22 protein-coding genes and 1 pseudogene are annotated in these 21421 nt (G+C 60.0%); 8 read left to right on the top strand and 15 right to left on the bottom strand.

All coding sequences use genetic code 11. The annotated features are described in order from the left end of the window. Positions 1-2: 2 nt before the first annotated feature. Positions 3-608, bottom strand: a complete 606-nt coding sequence (locus ACP7BN_RS12080) for a glutathione S-transferase (RefSeq protein ID WP_426204309.1) — start codon at positions 606-608, stop codon at positions 3-5. 58 nt (positions 609-666) lie between these two features. Then, positions 667-1575, bottom strand: a complete 909-nt coding sequence (locus ACP7BN_RS12075) for a MurR/RpiR family transcriptional regulator (RefSeq protein ID WP_426204307.1) — start codon at positions 1573-1575, stop codon at positions 667-669. 453 nt (positions 1576-2028) lie between these two features. On the opposite strand from ACP7BN_RS12075, the gene ACP7BN_RS12070 reads away from it, so the two are divergent. Next, a complete protein-coding gene (locus ACP7BN_RS12070) occupies positions 2029-2433 on the top strand; it encodes a TraR/DksA family transcriptional regulator (protein ID WP_420649644.1) in 405 nt (134 codons plus the stop codon). A gap of 222 nt (positions 2434-2655) precedes the next feature. Next, positions 2656-4260, top strand: a complete 1605-nt coding sequence (locus ACP7BN_RS12065; RefSeq protein WP_426204304.1) for a methyl-accepting chemotaxis protein — start codon at positions 2656-2658, stop codon at positions 4258-4260. 72 nt (positions 4261-4332) lie between these two features. Here the strand turns inward: ACP7BN_RS12065 and ACP7BN_RS12060 are convergent, their stop codons facing one another. Beyond that, on the bottom strand, positions 4333-4569 hold the full coding sequence (locus ACP7BN_RS12060) for a DUF2789 family protein (protein WP_426204302.1): 237 nt from the start codon (positions 4567-4569) through the stop codon (positions 4333-4335). A 47-nt stretch (positions 4570-4616) separates the two neighbouring features. Further along, positions 4617-4832 carry a hypothetical protein gene (locus tag ACP7BN_RS12055; protein WP_420649774.1) on the bottom strand — a complete coding sequence of 72 codons (216 nt, stop codon included), beginning with the start codon at positions 4830-4832 and terminating at the stop codon, positions 4617-4619. A 466-nt stretch (positions 4833-5298) separates the two neighbouring features. On the opposite strand from ACP7BN_RS12055, the gene ACP7BN_RS12050 reads away from it, so the two are divergent. From ACP7BN_RS12050 to ACP7BN_RS12040, 3 genes are all read left to right on the top strand, one after another. After that, a complete protein-coding gene (locus tag ACP7BN_RS12050) occupies positions 5299-5769 on the top strand; it encodes a hypothetical protein (RefSeq protein ID WP_426204300.1) in 471 nt (156 codons plus the stop codon). Next, complete coding sequence (locus ACP7BN_RS12045) at positions 5766-5963, top strand: hypothetical protein (protein WP_420649647.1); 198 nt, start codon at positions 5766-5768, stop codon at positions 5961-5963. The genes ACP7BN_RS12050 and ACP7BN_RS12045 overlap by 4 nt, the downstream gene beginning before the upstream one ends. 128 nt (positions 5964-6091) lie before the next feature. Further along, on the top strand, positions 6092-7108 hold the full coding sequence (locus tag ACP7BN_RS12040; protein ID WP_426204298.1) for an ABC transporter substrate-binding protein: 1017 nt from the start codon (positions 6092-6094) through the stop codon (positions 7106-7108). Between the two features lie 89 nt (positions 7109-7197). On the opposite strand, the gene ACP7BN_RS12035 is transcribed toward ACP7BN_RS12040, so the two are convergent. Then, positions 7198-9330: a TonB-dependent receptor gene (locus ACP7BN_RS12035; protein ID WP_426204296.1), complete on the bottom strand. Its 2133-nt coding sequence runs from the start codon at positions 9328-9330 to the stop codon at positions 7198-7200. Between the two features lie 93 nt (positions 9331-9423). Then, positions 9424-9810 (bottom strand): DUF2946 domain-containing protein, encoded by a 387-nt coding sequence (locus ACP7BN_RS12030; RefSeq protein ID WP_420649650.1) that lies wholly within the window; start codon positions 9808-9810, stop codon positions 9424-9426. Between the two features lie 94 nt (positions 9811-9904). On the opposite strand from ACP7BN_RS12030, the gene ACP7BN_RS12025 reads away from it, so the two are divergent. Beyond that, positions 9905-10345: a DUF3995 domain-containing protein gene (locus tag ACP7BN_RS12025; protein WP_426204294.1), complete on the top strand. Its 441-nt coding sequence runs from the start codon at positions 9905-9907 to the stop codon at positions 10343-10345. A gap of 4 nt (positions 10346-10349) precedes the next feature. On the opposite strand, the gene ACP7BN_RS12020 is transcribed toward ACP7BN_RS12025, so the two are convergent. The 7 genes and pseudogenes from ACP7BN_RS12020 to ACP7BN_RS11990 all read right to left on the bottom strand — a co-directional run bounded on the left by ACP7BN_RS12020 (position 10350) and on the right by ACP7BN_RS11990 (position 17554). Next, positions 10350-10712 carry a Na+/H+ antiporter subunit G gene (locus tag ACP7BN_RS12020; RefSeq protein ID WP_420649652.1) on the bottom strand — a complete coding sequence of 121 codons (363 nt, stop codon included), beginning with the start codon at positions 10710-10712 and terminating at the stop codon, positions 10350-10352. Further along, complete coding sequence (locus ACP7BN_RS12015) at positions 10709-10987, bottom strand: K+/H+ antiporter subunit F (RefSeq protein WP_003225959.1); 279 nt, start codon at positions 10985-10987, stop codon at positions 10709-10711. The genes ACP7BN_RS12020 and ACP7BN_RS12015 overlap by 4 nt, the downstream gene beginning before the upstream one ends. Then, positions 10984-11472, bottom strand: a complete 489-nt coding sequence (locus tag ACP7BN_RS12010) for a Na+/H+ antiporter subunit E (RefSeq protein WP_426204292.1) — start codon at positions 11470-11472, stop codon at positions 10984-10986. The genes ACP7BN_RS12015 and ACP7BN_RS12010 overlap by 4 nt, the downstream gene beginning before the upstream one ends. Further along, the gene (locus ACP7BN_RS12005; protein ID WP_426204291.1) at positions 11469-13148 is read right to left on the bottom strand and encodes a monovalent cation/H+ antiporter subunit D; all 1680 of its coding nucleotides are present in this window, start codon (positions 13146-13148) and stop codon (positions 11469-11471) included. Before ACP7BN_RS12005 ends, ACP7BN_RS12010 begins: the two co-directional genes overlap by 4 nt. Then, entirely contained in the window at positions 13145-13489 is a 345-nt protein-coding gene (locus ACP7BN_RS12000; RefSeq protein ID WP_003192163.1) for a Na+/H+ antiporter subunit C, read from the bottom strand. Before ACP7BN_RS12000 ends, ACP7BN_RS12005 begins: the two co-directional genes overlap by 4 nt. Beyond that, entirely contained in the window at positions 13489-16407 is a 2919-nt protein-coding gene (locus tag ACP7BN_RS11995) for a monovalent cation/H+ antiporter subunit A (protein ID WP_426204289.1), read from the bottom strand. Before ACP7BN_RS11995 ends, ACP7BN_RS12000 begins: the two co-directional genes overlap by 1 nt. Positions 16408-16536: 129 nt before the next feature. Next, positions 16537-17554: pseudogene (locus ACP7BN_RS11990) on the bottom strand (DMT family transporter). On the opposite strand from ACP7BN_RS11990, the gene ACP7BN_RS11985 reads away from it, so the two are divergent. Next, a complete protein-coding gene (locus tag ACP7BN_RS11985; RefSeq protein ID WP_420649656.1) occupies positions 17549-18112 on the top strand; it encodes a helix-turn-helix domain-containing protein in 564 nt (187 codons plus the stop codon). The pseudogene ACP7BN_RS11990 and the gene ACP7BN_RS11985 sit on opposite strands and share 6 nt — an antisense overlap. Positions 18113-18145: 33 nt before the next feature. Beyond that, a complete protein-coding gene (locus ACP7BN_RS11980; RefSeq protein ID WP_426204287.1) occupies positions 18146-19561 on the top strand; it encodes an FAD/NAD(P)-binding protein in 1416 nt (471 codons plus the stop codon). Between the two features lie 64 nt (positions 19562-19625). Here the strand turns inward: ACP7BN_RS11980 and ACP7BN_RS11975 are convergent, their stop codons facing one another. Then, entirely contained in the window at positions 19626-19877 is a 252-nt protein-coding gene (locus ACP7BN_RS11975) for a hypothetical protein (RefSeq protein WP_426204286.1), read from the bottom strand. A 139-nt stretch (positions 19878-20016) separates the two neighbouring features. Further along, entirely contained in the window at positions 20017-21390 is a 1374-nt protein-coding gene (gene ppnN, locus ACP7BN_RS11970; RefSeq protein ID WP_420649659.1) for a nucleotide 5'-monophosphate nucleosidase PpnN, read from the bottom strand. Positions 21391-21421: the final 31 nt, after the last annotated feature.

The following is a 21421-nucleotide window of genomic DNA, read 5'->3' as shown; positions in this document are numbered from 1 at the left end:
GGTCAGGTCATCGGGGTGCTGATGAATGCTTCTACACCTTCGGCGTAAGCGCTGTATCGGGCGATGCGCGGAAAGCGTTCGGCGTCGATCTGATCCGGGACTACGAGATTGGTGAAACTCCAGGCGACGGCGAGACTGATGCCGTCCTGTTCAAGAGCGCCATCGGTGGGTAACGGCTGTTTTTCCAGTTCATGCTCAAGAGCGGTAAGCGCGGCGGCAAGTTGGCCTTCAACGCGTTCGACCCACGGCTGATATTGAATATCGGCAGGACGCAGGTTGCGTTCGTAATAGAGCTGAACGGCTTTTTCGCAGGCGGCGAGGCTCAGGCCGATCAGGCGTAGGGCTTTTACCCGCTGGTTCAGGTCGCCGGGCAACAGGCTTTTGCCCGACAGGGCTTCCAGATAGTCGAGGATCAGCGTCGAGTCGATCAGCACTTCGCCGTCGTCAAGAATCAGCGTTGGCGCCTTGACCACCGGGTTGATCTGCTGGAAGCGTTCGAAATGGCGGAACACCGACACCGGGTCATGCTCCAGTTCGATGCCGAGACACTTGGCGGATATGGCCACGCGGCGCACGTAGGGCGAGTCGAGCATGCCGATCAGTTTCATGACGCGTTCCTTCAAGTCGAACCGGAAAGACATAACCTAGCCGAGCCTGAGGTAATTGTCAGTCTTCGAAGCCGACCTGCTCGTGAATCTCCTCGACCTTCAAGCCCAACCGATACGCCACCGCAATAAACAGCGCCTGGCACAAACACAACGTGGCGCTCAACGAGCGAAACGCAAACGAACTGCCTTCATTCACCAGCAACACGCTGTTCGCGCCTTTGGCCACGGGTGACAGGTTGCTGTCGGTGATGATCAGCGTGTTGGCTTGTTGCTGTCGGGCGTAGCGCAGGCAGTGTTGGGTCTCCTTGGCGTAGGGCGTGAAGCTGATGGCGATCACCAGATCCTGCGCGCGCACGCTGCGCATTTGCTCGCGATAGCTGCCACCGAGTCCCGAGACGAGGTGCATGCGCTTATTAGTGTGTTGCAGGTTGTAAACGAGGTAGTCGGCGACGGCGAAGGAGCGGCGCACGCCGATCACGTAGATGTTGTCGGCGCCGACGATCAAGTCGATGGCAGTCTCGAACGCTGCGTCGTCGAGTTCCAGTCCCAGCCTTTCAATGCCCGACAGGGTGGCACCGATGCATTCGCGGGCGAGGTCGCCGTCGCTGGCTTTCTGCGTCTGGTTGGCGATCATGCTGCGCACGCGCTGCTGATAGTTCTGCACCGGGGTGGTTTTGTCGGTGTAGGCCTCACGGAACAGTGCCTGCATTTCGCTGAAACCGCTGAAGCCGAAACGCTGGGAGAAACGCACGATGGCCGAGGGGTGCACTTCGCACTCACGGGCGATGTCGCTGATGCGGTCGACCATGATCCGGTCGCTCTGCTGGCTCATGTAGCTGGCGACGCGTTTGAGCTGACGCGGCAGGGCTTCGTATTCCTCGGTGATCTTTTGCAGCAGGCGATGGGCGGTGATCGGGGGGCTGGCGAGGGCGTGCTCGTCGTTGGCCGGCTGATCGGGGCGGGACATGGAAAATCCTTCTGGCTGAATCTGGAAAGCAAGGGGGGTGGCCCTGAGAATAGGCGGGCCGGGCGGAATCGAAAGGCCGTCTGCAGACAAAATGTGTAGCGCCATCCCGGCTGAATCGATGCACCGCACGCGCCGTATGGCCAAAATATTTGCGATAAACCTGCTCGCCGTCAGCCGTTTGTCTTCTATATACAGCCGCTCGACTGAATTTCTTGCTATAAACGCACTCCGATGACCGCTAACAGGCCTGCGTCAGAGCAGTTTCCGGGCTTTGTCGGACAAATTCCCTGTATTTACAGTTGCTGAGGCCTCAATCGGGCCTTAGACTGCCGCCCCTCGTAAATTGAGTGCCGGGTGGCGTTTGCAATAAACGATGCCTTTTCGACGACCGGGCACGGTTCGCCGAAACGCTCCCTATTTCGCCTTAATGCACGTTTTTTTATAGAGATATCAATGACAAAGGACAAGTTGCTGGCCATGCCGGCAGATGACTACATGAATGCTGAGCAACATGCTTTCTTCCGCGAGCTGTTGCAGAACATGAAAGTCGAAACCCACGAGCGCATTGAGCAGAACCGTATCGCCATCGAAAGCCTGGACACCCCGGCTGACCCTGCGGACGCGGCATCGGTTGAAGAAGAGCGCACCTGGCTGGTAAACGCGATTGATCGCGACCAGCGCATGCTGCCGCAGCTCGAGCAAGCCCTTGAGCGTATCAAGGAAGACAGCTTTGGCTGGTGCGATGACAGCGGCGAGGCCATCGGCCTGAAACGCCTGCTGATCAGCCCGACCACCAAGTACTGCATCGAAGCTCAAGAGCGTCACGAGCAGATCGACAAGCACCAGCGTCAGGCCTGATTTCTGCGACGACCCATACACTTGGGTCGTCTGAACAAGATCGCAGCCTTCGGCAGCTCCCACAAAGAGCCGCCGGGGCTGCGATCTTGTTTTTGCTCGTGCGCAAAAAACCACGCTGTTGTATTGACCTGCCACAGACCCACGACTAACGGATCATGGATAATGGCGTTGTAGTGGCGCTTAATGCAGCCACAACAATGAGAACAGCGTGGGGTGACGAAGATGACGAGAGATGGATCTCTGGTTGGGGCTCTGCCTGCACCAGTGCTTTTGCCGAAAAACCGCTGGCTGACGCCGACCCTGCAAAGCATCGCGCTGATGCTGTTGCTGGCCGGGATGACCCTGGGTGGCTGGTCGCTGTATATCGGCATGCCGGTGGCGGTGCTGATTGTCTGGCTGCCGCGCCTGCGCTCCCGTGCGAACCGCGCTGTGCAATCTGCCGATAGCGGTAGTGCGATGTCCGAGCTGACGCGCGATCTTTCCTACACCACCAGTCATAACGCTCTGTCAGCTGCCGGTGTGGCGTTTTCCGTCAAGGAGCTGGCGGGAAAACTGCAATCGCAACTCGATGCCGCTGCGCAAATCGTCAATAACGCTGAAGTGATGATCGCCACCGAGCAGGCGACTTCGCAGCTCAGCCGTGAAGCTTTAAGTGCTGCCAGCGAAGCGCATCACAGCAGTGCGGCAGGGCGAACCGAGTTGGTTGGCTCCATTGCGCTGATGCATCAACTCAGCCAGCGTGCCAGTGCCAGTCGCGAAATGATCGAAGCCTTGAGCCAGCGCAGTGACGACATCCAGCGCGTGACTTTGGTGATTCAGTCGATCGCCAGTCAGACCAATCTGCTGGCCTTGAATGCCGCGATTGAAGCGGCGCGGGCCGGTGAGCATGGTCGCGGGTTTGCGGTGGTGGCGGATGAAGTACGTGGGCTGGCAGCGCGCACGGCGACGGCTACTGGCGAAGTGGGCGAGATGGTTGCCGACATTCAAAAGCGCACCGCGCAAGTGGTCGAGCAGATCCGCCAACTGTCCGATGATCTGCACACCGGTGTCGAGCAGGTCGAACACACCGGCCAGCATCTGGAGAATATCGCGCTACTGGCGGCAGGCGTGGAAGGTCAGGTCAGCGAAATCGCCCGTGGTGCCGAGACCAATCGCGAACAACTCGACAGTCTGTTCATCGCCATCGAGCAGATGCGCAGCGATCTGGCGATCAGCGATCAACAGACCCGACGTCTGGCCGAGGCGGCGGTGCAGATGGAAGGGCAGGCCGAAACCATCAGCGAGCGTCTGGCTGAAGTCGGTCTGGATGACTATCACCAGCGCATTTATGACTTGGCGCTTGAGGGCGCGAGGCAGATCACAGCGCGGTTTGAAGCCGATGTGGATCAGGGGCGAGTCAGCCTCGAGGACTTGTTTGATCGTCAATATCAGCCGATTGCCAACACGCAACCGCCGAAGTTTCAGACTCGCTTCGACCGCTACACCGATCAGGTGTTGCCGGCGATTCAGGAACCATTGCTGCCGCGCCATGAGGGGCTGGTATTCGCCATCGCCTGCACGCAGCAGGGTTATGTGCCGACACACAATCAGCTGTTCAATCAGCCGCTGACCGGCGATGCGCAGGTCGATAGCGTGAACAATCGCACCAAGCGCAAGTTCGCTGACCGCACCGGCATTCGTTGCGGCAGTCATCAGCAACCGGTGCTGCTGCAGACCTACACCCGCGATACCGGCGAACTGATGCACGACCTGTCGGTGCCGATCATGGTCAAGGGCCGGCACTGGGGCGGTTTGCGTCTGGGCTACAAACCGCAAAAGCCGCGTTGAGGCATTGTTGCTTGAACTGCAATCAGTCCGTGCACGGCGGTCGCTGTCGGCGACAGCCTGCACTGATCGCGGTTATGTGCCGTCGTGCAGACGCACGTTCAGCTCATCGACTACGATCGCCTCCTCACCGTCAGCCCGTAACCACTCTTTGAGAAGTTGAGCCTGTTGCGGGGTCCAGAAGTCGGCATCGATCAATTTGGTCTCGGCATCCAGCGGGTGCGATTCGATGAAATCATCAATGGCGGTGCCCTCAGAAGGCAGTCCCAGTTGATCGAACAGGGTCTTCAGATCATAAGTAGGCAATTGCATCATGTGCTCCTTTGGCAGACGCCGGGGTGGCGCGGTCAATCTCTCTTTCATCTGAGGCGGTCACTGGCCAGGAGTTCGATCTGCGATTCAAGCGCGCGGGCGAGAGCGCAAGCCTTGTTGTGATCTTCGCGGAAACCTCTGACACGTCCGGTGGAAATTTCCTTGATATGAAAGAAACCAATTCCGGCTGGAATCACCTGAAACAAGGGCGGTTGACCGCATTGATCCTCCGCGCGCAGCCCTTGCAAACCTTCGATATGCATCGTTAAAGGGGCGCTGGCTTTGGCGTTTGCGGGCAAAAACAGATGGCTCAGAGTGCACATATGAAGTCCTTTTCATGGATTGGCCCGCATTTACAGGCTGTTACGGGTAGTCGCGAACAGCGTCGCTGCTCTAGAATCGCCAACAGCGGTTGACGGCATGGCGTTATCTAAAGCAATTTTTTGCCTGCGATATGTCGGAAACGTGCTTTTCTTACTGAGTTTTTTCCCTAAAGTTTGTAGTCAGTTTCTCTGGCCTGCATGGAAGCGCGGTTCTTCAACATTTGGAGAACGTCTTTGTGGGTTTCGCGAGTGACATTCCAGTAGTCTTGGGAACCTCGCGATGAATCGGCACTCTGCTCGGTTCAGGTTTTTATTTGATTGATTCGGTAACACCGTCGGCCTGGCCGTTATTTCTGCCGTGCGCGCTTTTCGCGCAGGCACTCTTTTCAAGTGTGGGGATGTTTCTTTGGCAGTCAGTAACCTCGATATGCATGCTTTGTTCGTGCTGGGTGATTTGCGTGCAAAGCTGGTCAAGCTGTTCCAGTCGCGTTTTGTTTACATCACCGAGCAAAACGCCGAAGGCATTTACGTTGCCGAGATCGACACTGAGTCGGCGTTGGTGGTCGACGACAAGCCGGGTCTCAAGCTCAAGGTCGGTGATCACTTCAGCGCTGCAGTCCTGCCCAGCCGTGAAGGCGGCAAGCTGGATCTGCGCTTTCGCGAGATCAAACTGACGGTTTATGGTCTGGGCGATTACGCCTTTGTCACGACTGCCGATGGTCAAGCGATCCTGTTCAAGGAAGGCCACAGCGTGGTCACCGTGTTCGCTGCAAACGAGCAGTTGCAGGAAGGTCTGACCAAGACTTTGAAAGCCGTGACCGCCAAGGCGGCCAAGTGGCGCAAGGGTGAACTCGTCACGTTCAAGGCCAGCGAGTGAGCCGCGCCGATTTCCATTTGCAGAATCTCGACAGCGCCCGGGTCGAAGCTCAGCGACTGTTTGCTGCCAAGGCCGACATGCAGGGCGCCTGGCTTGGCTGGGTCGCATCGCAGATCTACAGCTTGCAGCCGGCGGAGTACGCCAGCATGGTCAGACGCGAGCTGCAAAGCTTGAAGGAAAAGTCTGAAACGTAACCTCGTCCGCAGCATGCCCCGGAAAAACCAGGAACCTCGTCTACAGTCAGTTGACTGAGTATTCAGAGGCTTGCGGTCTTCTGTCAGGCCATCCTGCTATTGCTGTGAACAGCACGAGGTGCAAAAGCATGAACGGATTTCGACGGTTCCTGGCTGCCTGTCTGGCCACGCTGGGCGTGTTGGCGGTGGTGCCAGCGGCGAATGCTGCGCCGGCGCCCATCCACTTCGCCGACCTGAACTGGGAAAGCGGCAGTCTGATCACCGATGTACTGCGCATCATTGTCGAGAAAGGCTACGGCCTGCCGACCGATACGCTGCCGGGCACCACCATCACCCTGGAAACCGCGCTGGCCAACAATGACATTCAAGTGATTGGCGAGGAGTGGGCGGGGCGCAGTCCGGTATGGGTCAAGGCTGAAGCCGAGGGCAAAGTCATCAGCCTCGGTGATACGGTCAAGGGCGCGACCGAAGGCTGGTGGGTGCCGGAATACGTGATCAAGGGCGATCCGGCCAAGGGCATCAAGCCGCTGGCGCCGGATCTGCGCAGCGTCAGTGATCTTAAGAAGTACAAAGACGTGTTCAAGGATCCGGAGAATCCGAACAAGGGGCGCTTCCTCAACAGCCCGATTGGCTGGACCTCGGAAGTGGTGAACAAGCAAAAGCTGACCGCCTACGGGTTGCAGGACGACTTCACCAATTTCCGCAGTGGTTCCGGCGCGGCGCTGGATGCCGAGATCAGCTCATCGATCCGCCGTGGTAAGCCGGTGCTGTTCTACTATTGGTCACCGACGCCGTTGCTCGGTAAATTCAAACTGATCCAGCTCGAAGAACCGCCGTTCGATGCCGAGGCGTGGAAGACGCTCACCGATGCGGATAACCCGAATCCGAAGCCGACGCGTTCGCTGGCTTCGAAGTTGTCGATTGGTGTGTCTGCGCCGTTTCAGAAGCAGCATCCCGAGATCGCAGAGTTTTTCAGCAAGGTCGATTTTCCGATTGAGCCGTTGAACAAGGCGCTGGCCGAGATGAGCGAGAAGCACACGGCGCCTCGCGAGGCCGCGGTGGCATTCATGAAGGCGCATCCGGATGTGTGGCAGGCGTGGGTGCCGAAGGATGTGGCGGACAAGGTTTCGGCTGATCTGAAATAGCAGGTGAGGCCGCTGGCCTCATCGCCAGCAGGCTGGCTCCCACAATGGAATGTATTTCCCTGTGGGAGCCAGCCTGTTGGCGATGCTTTTTAGAAGCTGGTTTGTACCGCTAGCTCGAAGGTGCGCGGTGTCCCGAGGTAATACGCCGGCGATACGTGCGCAAACTCGGCATACACCTCATTCGTCAGGTTGCGCACCCGGCCAGTCACGGTGGTGTGCGAATCCACCTTGTAGCTCAGGAAGCTGCCAAACAACGTGTAAGACGGCACGGTCATGGTGTTGGCATTGTCAGCAAACACCGACGCCACGTACCGCGCATCAACCCCTCCTTGCCACTTCGGCGAAAAGTCGTAGGTCAGCCACAGATTGCCAACCCGATCCGGCACGTTGGTCGGTGTATTGCCCTTGCGCGAAACCACCACGCCAGCCGCGTTCTTCTCGTTGAATTCGTCGTACTGTGCATTGACCCAGGCGAAATTGCCCTCTGCCAGCAATTTGTCGGTGAGGCGCAGCGAACTGGCGATCTCGATCCCCTTCGAAGTCTGTTGGCCGACCGGAATGCTGCTGGTCGGATCCAGCGGATCAGTCACGGCGAAGTCCTTGCGCTCGATGGCGTAAGCAGCAACCGTCGCCGAACCACGTCCATTCAGGTAGTCGAACTTGCTGCCTATTTCCCATTGTTTGCCGGTCGAAACATCGAAGTCCTGCGTGCCGCTCGGCTGTTCGGCGGCGGTGCTGTATTGCACATACACATTGGCTGAAGGAATGAATTGATACGTCAGACCGACGCGCCCGGTTACCGGCTCCCAGCTGCGTTTCATATGGCGCGGGTTGGCAGCGGTCACCGTGCGGTGGTTAGTCACGTCGAGGTCGATGTCGTCGTAGCGCAGGCCGGTGAGCAGCGCCAGCTTGTCGGTCAATGCCAGGCGGTTTTCGGCGAACAACGCTTTGGTCGTGACCTCGTTGGTCTTGTCGCTGACGAAGCCTGGTTTGGTGCCGGGAATGTCATAGAAATGCCCCGGTCGATAGTTGTTCGGGTCGACACTGTTCGCACCTTTGATGTTGAGTGGCGAGTTGGTGGTCTGGCTGACCTTGTACTCGAAGCCGCCGGACCAAGTGGTATCGAGGCCGAACAGCGTGTTGTCATGGCGCAGTTCGAACTGGTTGCCGTTCTGTTCACCCTGATGCCGAACCTGGTAGGCAGTGGAGCGATTTACCGCGCTGTTGTCGGCGTTGTATTGGTAGGTTTCGAGGTTGCGGTAATCGCGCTGGCTGTCGAGGTGGTACAGGGTGTTGCGCAGGGTGGTGCTGTCGTTGATGCGGTAGTCGATGATCGAGCGCAGCCAGATAGTGCGTTGCTCGTAGCGCCCGTCCTCGACGTTGTAATTGTTGAAGCGGTTGTGCTTGTCGATCTTCAGTTCGCCAGCCTTGGGATTGAGCACTGGCGTGCCCCAGTACGGACTGTCTTCCTGTTCGTCCTGATATTCCACGGCGAGGGTGTGCGACAGGCTCGGCGTCAGGTCGCTGAGCAGTGAGAACGCGACACTCCATGCATCACGCTCCTGCCGATCGATGTAGCCGTTGCTGGTGTTGTGGCTGACGTCGAGGCGCGCGTAGTGCTGTACGTCGGCGCCGGGTTCGGTGAGAGCATGATTCAGGCCGAACGCGGTTTCCGTGGTGTCATAGGTGCCGTAGCTGATTCGGCCTTCGATGGCCTGCTCGTCCCGGGTCGCGAGTTTGGTCACGTAGTTGAGCGAACCACCCACCGAGCCTGCGCCGTTGATCAGCGAGGACGGGCCGCCGACCAGTTCCACCCGGTCATAAATCCACGAATCCACGGGCCGTGCCAGTCCGCCGGAGACGTTGATGCCGTTGAACATCTGCGTGATCTGACTGCTGGTGAAGCCGCGATAGGAAACGAACCCGCCAAACCCCGGCGGGGCGCTGGCGTTGACCCCGGGCAGGGTGTTGGCGGCGTCCTGAAAGTTCTGCGCGCCATGGCGTTCGATGTCGTTGCGGTTGGCGATAGCGACTGAGGCGGGGGTCTCACGAACGCTAAGACCGAGGCGTGAGGCCATGCCGCTGGATTGCTCGAGGCTCAAACCCGGTTCAGCAGCGGATTCGCCATCAATGGTGATTGGCGCCAGATCCACGGTGGATTGCGCCCAGGCGTTGACGGACAGGCAGCCGCACAGGCTCGCCAGCAAGGTAAGTTGTTTCATCGTTTGAATCCTGAATGCTTGTCTAGGAGTCAGGGCACAGGCGAACGCCGCGCGTTGGCGCAGTGGGCTGACAAATCAAAAAGGCAAAGACACTCAGGCGAGCGGCGGGGCGCGCGGGTTGGCCGAAGGCCAGATGAAGCGGGCAGGCAGATCGGGGCTGACAATCAGCGGCAGCGGCGGGCTGTGTTGTTCCGGCAGGATCGCCAAGGTCAGGCTGGAGTTGAATGCCGGGCCCATGCCGCCGGTGGAACACAGCGGACAACCAAAGGCCTTGGCCAGCGTCGGCAATTGTTCTTCAGAAGGATTGCTGGCGAGCGGCGCCTGGGTGCTCGGGTCGACAGCGCAGAACTGGCCGCCGATACCGTTGAGCTGCATGCCGACCATTTGCCCGTGACCGATGCTGCAGGCGAACACGTTGAACAGGACGCAGCAATAAAGCATCCAGGCCAGTAGTGAACGATCGGAACGGGAGAATTTCATGGGGCGGCACTTTACCCCACTGCCGGCCGGTCGTGCACATCAAAAAAAGCCGACTAGGATAGTTTGTTCAAATCCCTTTCAAGGATTCTCGACCATGACCTTTGTGTTGGCTCAATGGCTGGTGACGACTTTCGCGGTAATCAGTCTGGTGCATGTGTACTGGGCGCTGGGTGGGCAGTGGGCGGCGGTGGCCGCGGTGCCGCAAATTCCGGTGGAGGGCGGTGGGCCGAAGTTGCGGCCTGCGTTCAAGCCGCGTGGCTGGATGACGTTTCTGGTGGCGGCAGCGTTATTGGTGATTGCGCTGCTGGTGTGTTTGCGTGTCGGGTGGTGGTTGCCGGCGGTGCATCATTCGGCGCTGCAATGGGTGATCAGCGCGATTGCGCTGTTGATGTTTGCTCGGGCGATTGGTGATTCGAATCTGGTAGGTTTTTTCAAGGAAGTGAAAGGCTCGCGGTTTGCCCGGCTCGACACTTGGGTTTACTCGCCATTGTGTCTGGTGTTGGGAGCCGGGTTGTTGGCGGTGGCTTGGGTTTGACCGGTTAGCTACCGGTTTCAGTGCGCCGGCTACTGACTTCCGCCGGCACGTCGTCGCCGGCCATGCGCTTGCGGAACAACGCCGCCCGCGCCAGCAGCAGCGTGGTCACTGGTACGGTGATCGACAGCAGAATCGGAATCAGCCAGGCGTGAAACACCGGGCCGGACTTCAGCGCGGAAAAACAGATGATCGAGGCCAGCGCCACGCACCAGGCGCCAATCGTTGAAGCCAGCGCCGGCGGATGCATACGCTGGAAATAATCCTTCATGCGCAATAAACCGACCGCACCGAGCAACGCAAAAATACCGCTGAGTACCAGCAGGATCGCCACTGGAATTTCCACCCACAGAGACAGTTCCGCGTTCATTCGATCACCTCGCCACGCAGGAGGAATTTCGCCAGGGCAAACGAGCCGACGAAGCCGAACAGCGCGATCAGCAGCGCCGCTTCGAAGTAGGTGTCACTGGAATACCGAATCCCCAGCGTCAGCATCATCAGCATGGCGACGATGTACAGATAATCCAGCGCCAGTACCCGATCCTGCGCCGACGGGCCTTTGAACAGGCGGATCAGCGTCAGTACCATGGCCAGAGAAAACAGGAACAGCGTCAGCAGGATCGCGTTCGACAGCAGCGGGCTCATTCGAAAATCTCCATCAACGGTCGCTCGTAAGTGACCTTGAAGTGCTGGATGAATAGCGCCTCGTCATCCAGATCGAAAACGTGCAACAGCAAGATGCTGCGATCCAGTGCCAGCTCCGACCACACGGTGCCGGGAATCACTGTGGTGATCATCGACAGCGCCGCCAGACCGTTGGCGTCACGTAAATCCAGCGGTACCTTGATGAAGCGCGAGCGCGGCGGGCGGCGACCAGCATTGAGTACGCCCCAGGCCACGGCAAGGTTGGAAGCGATCACGTCGCGCCCGACCAACAGGAACAGACGCAGGATCACGCCCGGGCGGCGGATGCGCACCCGTTGCGGGCGCAACTTGCGCATCATCAACGGCGCGCAGAAGCCCAGCACGGCACCCAGAAGGATGTTGCCGGGGCTGATCGACACGTTGAGTACCAGCCACAGCAGCCACAGAGCCAGCGACAGCCATGGTGCAGGAAACAGACGCTTCATGGCTGCACCTCGAGCATCGCGGCTTTGGCTTCCGGACTTGGCACCACGCGGGTGCCGAGCACCGCCATCACGTACTGCTGCGGATTATTCAGCGCATCGGCGGCTGCCTGGGTGTAGCGCAACAGCGGCTCGGCCTTGAAGGTAAGAAGGATGCTCAGACCAAGTAGCAGGAAGATCGGCGCGCATTCGAGTTTGCGCAGCAGCGGCGATGGGCGCTCTTCAGGCGTCCAGAAACGCTGGATGCCCAGGCGGGAGAACGCCATCAGCGAACCCAGCCCCGTGAGAATCAACAGCGCCAGCAACGCCCACGCTGCATTCGAGATCGGCTCGTCTGCACCGAGACCCAAAGGATTGAGCAGGGCGCCGATCAAGCTGAGCTTGCCGATAAACCCGGACAGCGGCGGCATGCCGATGATCAGCAGCGCGCAGGCAATGAAGCTCAGGCCGAGGAACGCCATGGTCCACGGGATCACCTGGCCAACCACGGCTTTCTGCTCGTCGTCGAGGTTGATGCCTTTGGGCGGTTGCAACGACTCCTGTGGACGCGGCAGGTAACCGCCTTCATCTTCCAGCGGGATTTCGTTGGCCGAACGCGAACGCTCGATCAACTCGGCCAGCAGGAACAATGCACTCAGTGCCAGAGTCGAGCTGACCAGATAGAACAGCGCCGCGCCGATCAGCTTCGGTTGGGCGAAACCCACTGCCGACAGCAGAATCCCCGCCGACACCAGAATGCTCAGGCTGGCCATGCGTTCCAGTCGCTGCGCGGCAATGATCGCCACGCCCGCGCAAACCATGGTCGCCATACCGCCGTAGATCAGCCATTCACCACCGAAGTACGCCGACGCCCCGGCCTGGCTGGAGAACAGCAGCGTCCACAAACGCAGCAAGGTGTAGACGCCGACTTTGGTCATGATCGCGAACATCGCCGCCACCGGTGCACTCGCCGAAGAATAGGCTGGCACCAGCCAGAAATTCAGCGGCCACATGCCGGCCTTGGCCAGGAACGCTACTGCCAGAATCCCTGCGCCGGCGTGCAACAAGCCACGATCAGCTTCCGGTACCAGCGGAATCTTCAGCGCCAGATCGGCCATGTTCAATGTGCCGGTCACGCCGTAAATCAGCGCCGCGCCGATCAGAAACAGCGACGACGCCAGCAGGTTGATCGAGATGTAATGCAGCCCGGACGACACCCGCGAGCGCCCCGAGCCATGCAGCAACAAGCCGTAAGATGCGGCGAGCAACACTTCAAAGAACACGAACAGGTTGAACAGATCCGCCGTCAGGAACGCGCCGTACAAACCCATCATCTGAATCTGGAACAGCGCGTGGAAACTCGACCCCGCGCCATCCCAGCGTGCCATGGCGAACAGCAGCGCGCTGACGCCGATGATCCCGGTCAGCACCAGCATCAACGCCGACAATCTATCGACTACCAGCACAATGCCGAACGGCACCTGCCAGTTGCCCGGCAGGTACACGCCGATGGAGCCGGGAACGCCTGTGGTCTGGGTCCATTGCAGCAGCAGCACCGAAATGAACAGGCCGAGCAGACTGGAGAACAGATTGATCTTGGCCTTCAGCGGTCGGTGCTTTTCACCAAGCATCAGCATGATCGCGGCAGTCAGCAACGGCAGCAGAATCGGTGCGGCGATCAAGTGGGTCATCGCCATCATTCTTTAGGCTCCCGGCCGTCTACATGGTCGGTGCCGGTCAAGCCACGCGACGCCAGCAGCACCACGAGGAACAGCGCGGTCATGGCGAAGCTGATGACGATCGCGGTGAGTACCAGGGCCTGCGGCAGCGGATCGGTGTAATTGAGCAAATCCTGCGGCACGCCGTCCTTGATGATCGGCTCTTTGCCGATAAACAGGCTGCCCATGCTGAAGATGAACAGGTTGACGCCGTAAGACAGCAGGCACAAGCCCATCACCACCTGGAACGTCCGTGGCCGCAGGATCAGCCACACGCCAGACGCGGCGAGTACGCCGATGGCGATTGCGATGACTTCTTCCATCAGACGGCTCCTTTGGTGGCGACGGATTTGGGCAGGGATGCAGTCTTGTGACCACGCACCGATTGGTGGGCGAGGGCGGTGAGGATCAATAATGTCGAACCGACCACCACGCCATACACGCCGATGTCGAAGAACAGCGCACTGGCGACGTGGATGTCACCCAGAATCGGCAAGCTGAAATGCCAGGTGTGCGTGGTCAGGAATGGATACCCGGCGACCATCGCGCCGAGGCCGGTGGCCGTGGCGAACAGCAGACCGGTGCCCATCCAGCGCAGCGGACGCAGGCTCATTTGCGCCTCGACCCACTGCGTGCCGGCGACCATGTATTGCAGGATGAACGCCACCGACATCACCAGACCGGCAACGAAACCGCCGCCCGGCTGATTGTGCCCGCGCATGAACAGGTAGAACGACACCACCAGTGCAATCGGCAGCAGCAGGCGCACCAGCACTCCCGGCACCATCATGAAACCGAGCGCGGTGTCGCTGGCCGAACGCGGGTTGACCAGGTCGGTGACCACGTCCGGTGCGAGCAGGCGTTGCTGGGCTGGCAGTTGCAGGCTTTCTTTCGGTGGGCGGAAACGCCGGAGCAGGGCGAACACGGTCAGCGCCACCGCCACCAGTACGGTGATTTCGCCGAGGGTGTCGAAACCACGGAAGTCCACCAGCATCACGTTGACCACGTTGCTGCCGCCACCCTCGGGCAGCGCACGGCTGAGGTAGAACGAGGAAATGTCGTTCGGCGTTTGCCGGGTGAGCATCGCGTAAGACAGCAGCGCCATGCCGGCACCGACCGCAATCGACAACAGCAAGTCACGCAGACGTCGGACCTTGGCCCTGCGCACGCTGCTCGGCAATGGCGAGACTTCTTCGATACGTCGCGGCAACCAGCGCAGGCCGAGCAGGATCAACACCGTGGTCACCACCTCGACCACCAGTTGCGTCAAGGCCAGATCCGGCGCGGAGAACCAGACGAAAGTCACGCAAGTCATCAGCCCGCAAACACTGACCATGGTCAGGGCGGCGAGACGGTGGTACTTGGCTTGCCACGCGGCACCGAGGGCGCAGGCAATCGCCAGCAGCCACAAGGTCACGAACACAATGGAGCCGGGAATCTTCGGCCGGTCGCCCCAGCTCAGGCTGCTGTGCAGCATCGGGATCAGCCCGGCGAGCACCGCCGCCAGCACCATCAGGAACAGCTGCGATTGCAGGCGTTTGGTGCCGATCCGCCGTTCCAGACGACGGGCCAGACGCATCATCACTACCAGACTGCGCTCGAACATGCGCTTGCCATTGAGGCGCCCCGCCAGCGGCGGGTACTTGAAGCGCCCGAGTTTGAGCTGTTTGCGCAGCAACAGGTACAGGACGATGCCGCCGGACATGGCGATCAGGCTCATGATCATCGGCGCATTCAAGCCGTGCCAGATCGCCAGACTGTATTCAGGCAGCACGCCGCCAACCACTGGCAGCGCGGCCGCGGCGAGTAGCGGGCCGACGATCTGCGCCGGGAAAATCCCCACCAGCAGGCAGGTGAACACCAGCAGTTCCACCGGCGCACGCATCCAGCGTGGTGGTTCGTGGGGTGTGTGCGGCAGGTCGGTGGCAGTCGGGCCGAAGAACACATCAACAGTGAAGCGCAGCGAGTAGGCAACGCTGAACATGCCGGCGATGGTCGCAACGATAGGCAGGGTCATTTCCACCCACGCCGTGGCGTTGATGAACACGGTCTCGGCGAAGAACATCTCTTTCGACAGGAAACCGTTGAGCAGCGGTACTCCGGCCATCGAGGCGCTGGCGACCATCGCCAGTGTCGCGGTGAACGGAATCAGTTTGAACAGACCGTTAAGCTTGCGGATGTCGCGGGTGCCACTTTCGTGGTCGATGATCCCGGCAGCCATGAACAGCGAGGCCTTGAACGTCGCGTGGTTCAGGATGTGGAACACCGCAGCCACAGCGGCCAACGGGCTGTTCAGACCCAGCAATAAAGTAATCAGGCCGAGATGGCTGATGGTCGAGTAGGCCAGCAAGCCTTTGAGGTCGTTCTGGAACATCGCGCAATACGCGCCGAGCAACAGCGTACAGGCCCCCGCACCACTGACGATGTAGAACCATTCTTCACTGCCCGACAGCGAAGGCCACAAACGCGCAAGCAGGAACACCCCGGCCTTGACCATGGTCGCCGAGTGCAGATAAGCCGAAACCGGAGTTGGCGCCGCCATGGCGTGGGGCAGCCAGAAGTGGAAGGGGAACTGCGCACTTTTGCTCAATGCGCCAATAAGAATCAGAGGTAGGAGAACAGGGTAGAGGGCATGTGCGCGAATCAGATCGCCGGCGGCCAGGACCTTGTCGAGGTCATAGCTGCCAACCACATGGCCGAGAATCATGACCCCCGCCAGCAGGCATAATCCTCCCGCGCCGGTGACCATCAGCGCCATGTACGCGCCACGGCGGGCATCGTGGCGATGGTGCCAGTAACCGATCAACAGGAACGAGAAGAGGCTGGTCAGCTCCCAGAAAAATACGATCTGGATCAGGTTGCCGGAGATCACCAGCCCGAGCATCGCGCCCATGAACGCCAGAAAAAACGCGAAAAAACGCGGCACCGGGTCATCCGGCGACATGTAATAACGCGCATACAAAGAGACGAGAGTGCCGATGCCGAGCACCAGCATCGAGAACAGCCAGGCGAAGCCGTCCATGCGGAGAACGAAGTTCAGGCCGAGGCTGGGAAGCCAGACAAATTCTTCGCGGATCACGCCGCCATCGGCGATTTGCGGGTACATCATTGCAACCGAAACGGTGCCGATCAGGGCGACCAATCCGGCCAACAGGGATTCAGCGTTACGCGCGTTGTGCGGCAGCACGGCTGCCAGACAGCTGCCCACAAAAGGCAGAAGCAGTAGAACTATCAGGGACATAGGCTTCTAATCTGCGGAAGTTTGTGAAGCATCATACGTGCCAGCTCCCGGATCGCCAAACGCGAGGATGTCTCAGAATCCTACAAAGTAGTCTCGAAATGCTTGATTCACACTGTTTCAACGGCGTGTTTATTGCTCGGTTTCACGACTCAGATCTTCTTCGCTGTCCGCGACAACCTTACCCTTGGTCTTCAGCTCACTGACAATCACCGCCGCCACAATCAGCCCCGCACCTACCAGCGCAATTGCCGGCAGCCGTTCCCCGGCAAGCCGTCCGACGATGCCGGCCCACACCGGTTCGCCGGCATAGATCAACGTGGCTCGGGTCGGCGAGACACTTTTCTGCGCCCAGTTCATCGCCACTTGAATCGCCGCACTCGCTGCGCCCAGCCCCAGCGCGCTGCACAACAGCAGCCAGGAGAAATCCGGAAGCACTTCACCAGTCGGCACCACCATCAGAAACGCCAGCACTGCGGTTACGCCCAGTTGCACCACGGTCACCCGGCGCACGTCGACTTGCCCGGCATAGTTGCTGATCAGGATGATTTCGGCGGCAATCGCGATGGCGCTGATCAGCGTGGCGATTTCACCGGGGCTGAAATTCAGCGCAGCACCCGACGGCCCCGACAACAACATCAACCCGGTAAACGCCAGCATGATGCCGATGCTCGGCATCAACCCTGGACGCCGCCCCAGCACCAGCCATTGCAGCAGTGGCACGAACGGCACGTACAGCGCGGTGATGAACGCCGAATGACTGCTCGGGATGGTTTGCAAGCCAACCGTCTGCAAGCCATAACCGAGCATGATTGCCACCCCGATAAAGGCGCCGGCCTTGAATTCGAACAGCGTCAGTTCGCGCAGGTGTTTCCACGAAAACAGCGCGACGATGCTCGCTGCTGCAGCAAAGCGCAGCCCGACAAAAAACATCGGGCCGCTGACGGTCATCGCGTGCTGCACCAGCAAAAAGGTGCCGCCCCAGACCATGGTGATCAACACCAGCACGCACTCGGCTTTGCTGAAACGAGAGAAATGAGAGGAACTGGCTGTCGTCATGAACTTGCGCACTTTTGCAGAGGAGACGCACAATGCGCCAAATGTTGCGCAGTATACTGCCCAACCCCAGCCAGTGAGCAATATAGTGCACAAAGATTCTGTTCAACGCGCCTCGGTCCTGCAACACGTCAGCCACAATGTGCGGCGCCTGCGGCATGCCGCCGACATGAGCCAGACCACTCTCGCGGAAAAATCCGGGGTCAGCCGCCGGATGCTGGTGGCGATTGAGGCCGGTGAGAAAAATGTCAGCCTGACCACCCTCGACCGCGTCGCCGAAGCTCTCGAAGTGGCCTTCAGCGATCTGATTCAGGCTCCGGACAATCGCGATCCCGGGCGTATCAACGAAGTGGCCTGGGCTGGCAGCATCCCCGGCAGCAAAGCCGTTTTGCTGTCCAAAGCCGTCGCCACTCGCGCGGTCGAACAGTGGGAATGGTGCCTGCAACCGGGCGAAATCTATCCCTCACAACCGGACGCCGAAGGCTGGAGCGAGCAGATTTTTGTCTTCGAGGGTTGCTTGACCCTGATGCTCGGCGATCAACCGCAGCACATCGCCGCGGGCGAGTTCTACATGTTCGCCAGCAATCAGCCGCATTCCTATCGCAACGACGGCGAGGTCGCGGCGCGGTTTGTGCGTAATGTAGTGGTCTGATTGATTGAGCCAACACTGAACAGCGAGAAAGGCATGAGCCAAACCGCAGACGCAGTATTTCGCCACGCCGACATCCTGATCATCGGCGGTGGCCTCAGCGGCACCCTGCTTGCGGCGCAGTTGCTGCGTCTGCCCGGTCGGCGGCAAATCCTGATCATCGAACCGCGCGCCGAGCTGGGACGCGGTGAAGCCTACAGCGCCGTGGAGTTGGGCCACACACTGAATGGCAACGCGGCGCGTATGAGCGTCGATCCGGACAACGCCGATGACCTGACCCACTGGCTGACCGCGCACATTGCCGCTGGCGGCTGGCCAGAGTCGGATCAGCAACACGTGCCGATCAGCGAACTGTTCCCGCCGCGTGGCCTGTTCGGCGTTTATGTGCAGCAACGTCTGACCGAGGCGCGGCAGGTTGGCGCTGCAAACGGTTCGACAGTCGAGCACGTACGAGCCGAAGTTGTGGATGTGCAACTCACCGTTGATTCAGTGCTGCTCACTTTGAGTGACGGCCAGCATCTGCAAGGCTCCCAAGCGGTACTCGCCACGGGCATGTTCCCCGCCGCGCGCACGCCGCAGAAACAATCCAGCGGCCTCAACGCCGCCGCCCTCGATCCGTGGGATGTGGCCGCCATGCGCAAGCTCGATCCGCAATCGACGGTGCTGATCATCGGCTCCGGCCTGACCATGGTCGATGCCGTGGTCTCGTTGGAGCAAGCCGGTCATCGCGGGCCAATTGAAGTGTTTTCGCGTCACGGGCTATTGCCGCATGTGCGTCGGCAACCGCCGGCATGGGCGGATTTCCTCGCCGAAGATCACAGCATTCGTTCGCCACGCGAGTTGTTGCGCGAGTTACGCAGGCAGTGCCGGGACGCCAGCGCCCAAGGCGTCGACTGGCAAGCGCCGCTGGACACGGTGCGCGCGCACATCGGCCGCTTGTGGAACCAGGCGACTGACGTGCAGCGTCGCCAATTCGTACGGCATGTGCGGCCGTGGTGGGAAAGTCATCACCATCGGTCGCCGCCGCTGAGTGCCAAGCTGGTCGAGCGTCTGCACGCGCAGGGTCGATTGCGAATTCAGGCTGCGTCCTACAAAGGCCTGGAGCCGCCTTCGATGGACGGTGTGAGTATCCGCATCCGCCGTCGCGGCGAGACTGAAACCTGCGTGGTACAGGGCGCCGCGCTGATCAACTCCAGTGGTATCGAATACGACTGGCGCCGCGTCGCACGACCATTACCGCAGCAATTGCTGGCTCGCGGACTGGTGCAACCGGGGCCATTGGCGCTGGGAATTGCGGCGGCGGTTGATGGCGCGGTTCTCGATACTAACGGACAAGCCGCTAGCCGTTTGTTCGCCATGGGCCCGCCGTTGCGCGGAATGTGGTGGGAAAGCACCGCCGTGACGGATGTGGCAGCACAGGCCAAAGCATTGGCCGCACGCCTGGTTCGCTGAACCGCAAATACAACAAACCCCGCATCGGCGGGGTTGGTTTTTTCTGGCGGTTCAAGCCATTGACTCAGTAGCGCTGATATTTGGAACCGAACTCAGGGCGGTTTTCCGCGACGTACAGTTTGGTTTGCTCGGCGTTCTGTTGCAGATTGACGCTGCCTTTCCGTTCGGTGTCGATGCCGACGGTGTCGACGTTCAAGGTACCGGACTGGCCAATAGTAGCAGCTGCAATCACGGGGGCGCTGGCGTGTGGGGCGGCGATGGCGGAGGTGGCGCCGATCAGCGAAACGATGAAGCCCAGGGCAATGATGTCTTTCATGATGTTGCTCCAAAGAGTGGGGAGAAGATGGAGCCCACTCTATGGCTGGAGCGTCGAGATGAAAAAACACCCTTGCGCATAGTCGTTATCGAAGGCGTTGATGTGCGGTCAACGCCTTGGCCGATCCTGGTCGGAAAAGTTACGCCACCACTTGATAGCACGGCACATACGCCGCGCCGCCCGGCAGTTTCATCCGGTGCTGCGCGACGAAGGCTTTGAGCAGCGCATCCAGCGGCTGCATGATCGCCGCTTCGCCACGGATCTGGTACGGCCCGTGTTGCTCGATCAGGCGGATGCCCATGTCCTTGACGTTGCCGGCCACAATCCCGGAGAAAGCCCGGCGCAGGTTGGCTGCCAGTTCATGCGGTGGCTGGTCGCGGTGCAGTTTGAGGTTGGCCATGTTTTCGTGGGTCGGATCGAACGGGCGCTGGAATCCTTCGTCGATCTTCAACAGCCAGTTGAAGTGGAACGCGTCGTTGCGCTCGCGGCGGAACTGTTTCACTTCTTTCAGGCCTTGCGTCATCTGCCGCGCCACCTGGGCCGGGTCGTCGATGATGATTTCGTAGTGCTTCTTGGCTGACTCGCCCAGTGTCGCGACGACGAATGCGTCGAGCTGCTCCAGATAAGGCGCGGCATGTTTCGGCCCGGTCAGGATCACCGGGAACGGCAGACCGGCGTTGTCCGGGTGCATCAGGATGCCCAGCAGGTACAGGAACTCTTCGGCAGTACCGGCACCGCCCGGGAAGATGATGATGCCGTGACCGACGCGCACGAACGCTTCCAGACGTTTTTCGATGTCCGGCAGGATCACCAGTTCATTGACGATCGGGTTCGGCGCTTCGGCGGCGATGATGCCCGGCTCGGTCAAACCAAGGTAGCGCCCGCCGTGAATGCGCTGTTTGGCGTGGGCGATGGTCGCGCCTTTCATCGGGCCCTTCATCACGCCCGGGCCGCAACCGGTGCAGATGTCGAGGCTGCGCAGGCCCAGCTCGTGGCCGACTTTCTTGGTGTACTTGTATTCTTCAGTGTTGATCGAGTGGCCACCCCAGCACACGACGATTTTCGGCTCGACGCTTGGGCGCAAAGTGCGCGCGTTGCGCAGCAGCTGGAAAACGTAGTCGCTGATGCCCTGTGAGTTGCTCAGGTCGATGCGTTGGCTACCGAGTTCGTTTTCGGTGTAGACGATGTCGCGCAGAGCGCTGAACAGCATCTCGCGGGTGCTGGCAATCATTTCGCCGTCGACGAATGCGTCGGCCGGGGCGTTCAGCAGTTCCAGGCGTACGCCGCGATCCTGCTGGTGAATACGGATTTCGAAGTCCTTGTAGGCTTCCAGAATGGTTTTCGCGTTGTCGACATGCGCGCCAGTGTTGAGGATGGCCAGGGCGCACTGGCGGAAGAGGGTGTAGCTGCTGCCGGATCCGGTTTCGCTCAGTTGCTGAACTTCACGTTGAGACAGGGTTTCGAGGCTGCCCTTCGGGCTGACCGAGGCATTGATTACGTGTCGTTGGGTCATGCAATGATCCTTAAAACGATGTCATTGCCGG

Origin of the sequence: Pseudomonas sp. TWP3-1, assembly GCF_049896625.1 — a bacterium.
Lineage (GTDB): Bacteria > Pseudomonadota > Gammaproteobacteria > Pseudomonadales > Pseudomonadaceae > Aquipseudomonas.
Note: the sequence above shows the minus strand (reverse complement) of the source record. Positions and strands in the feature narration are given on the sequence as shown.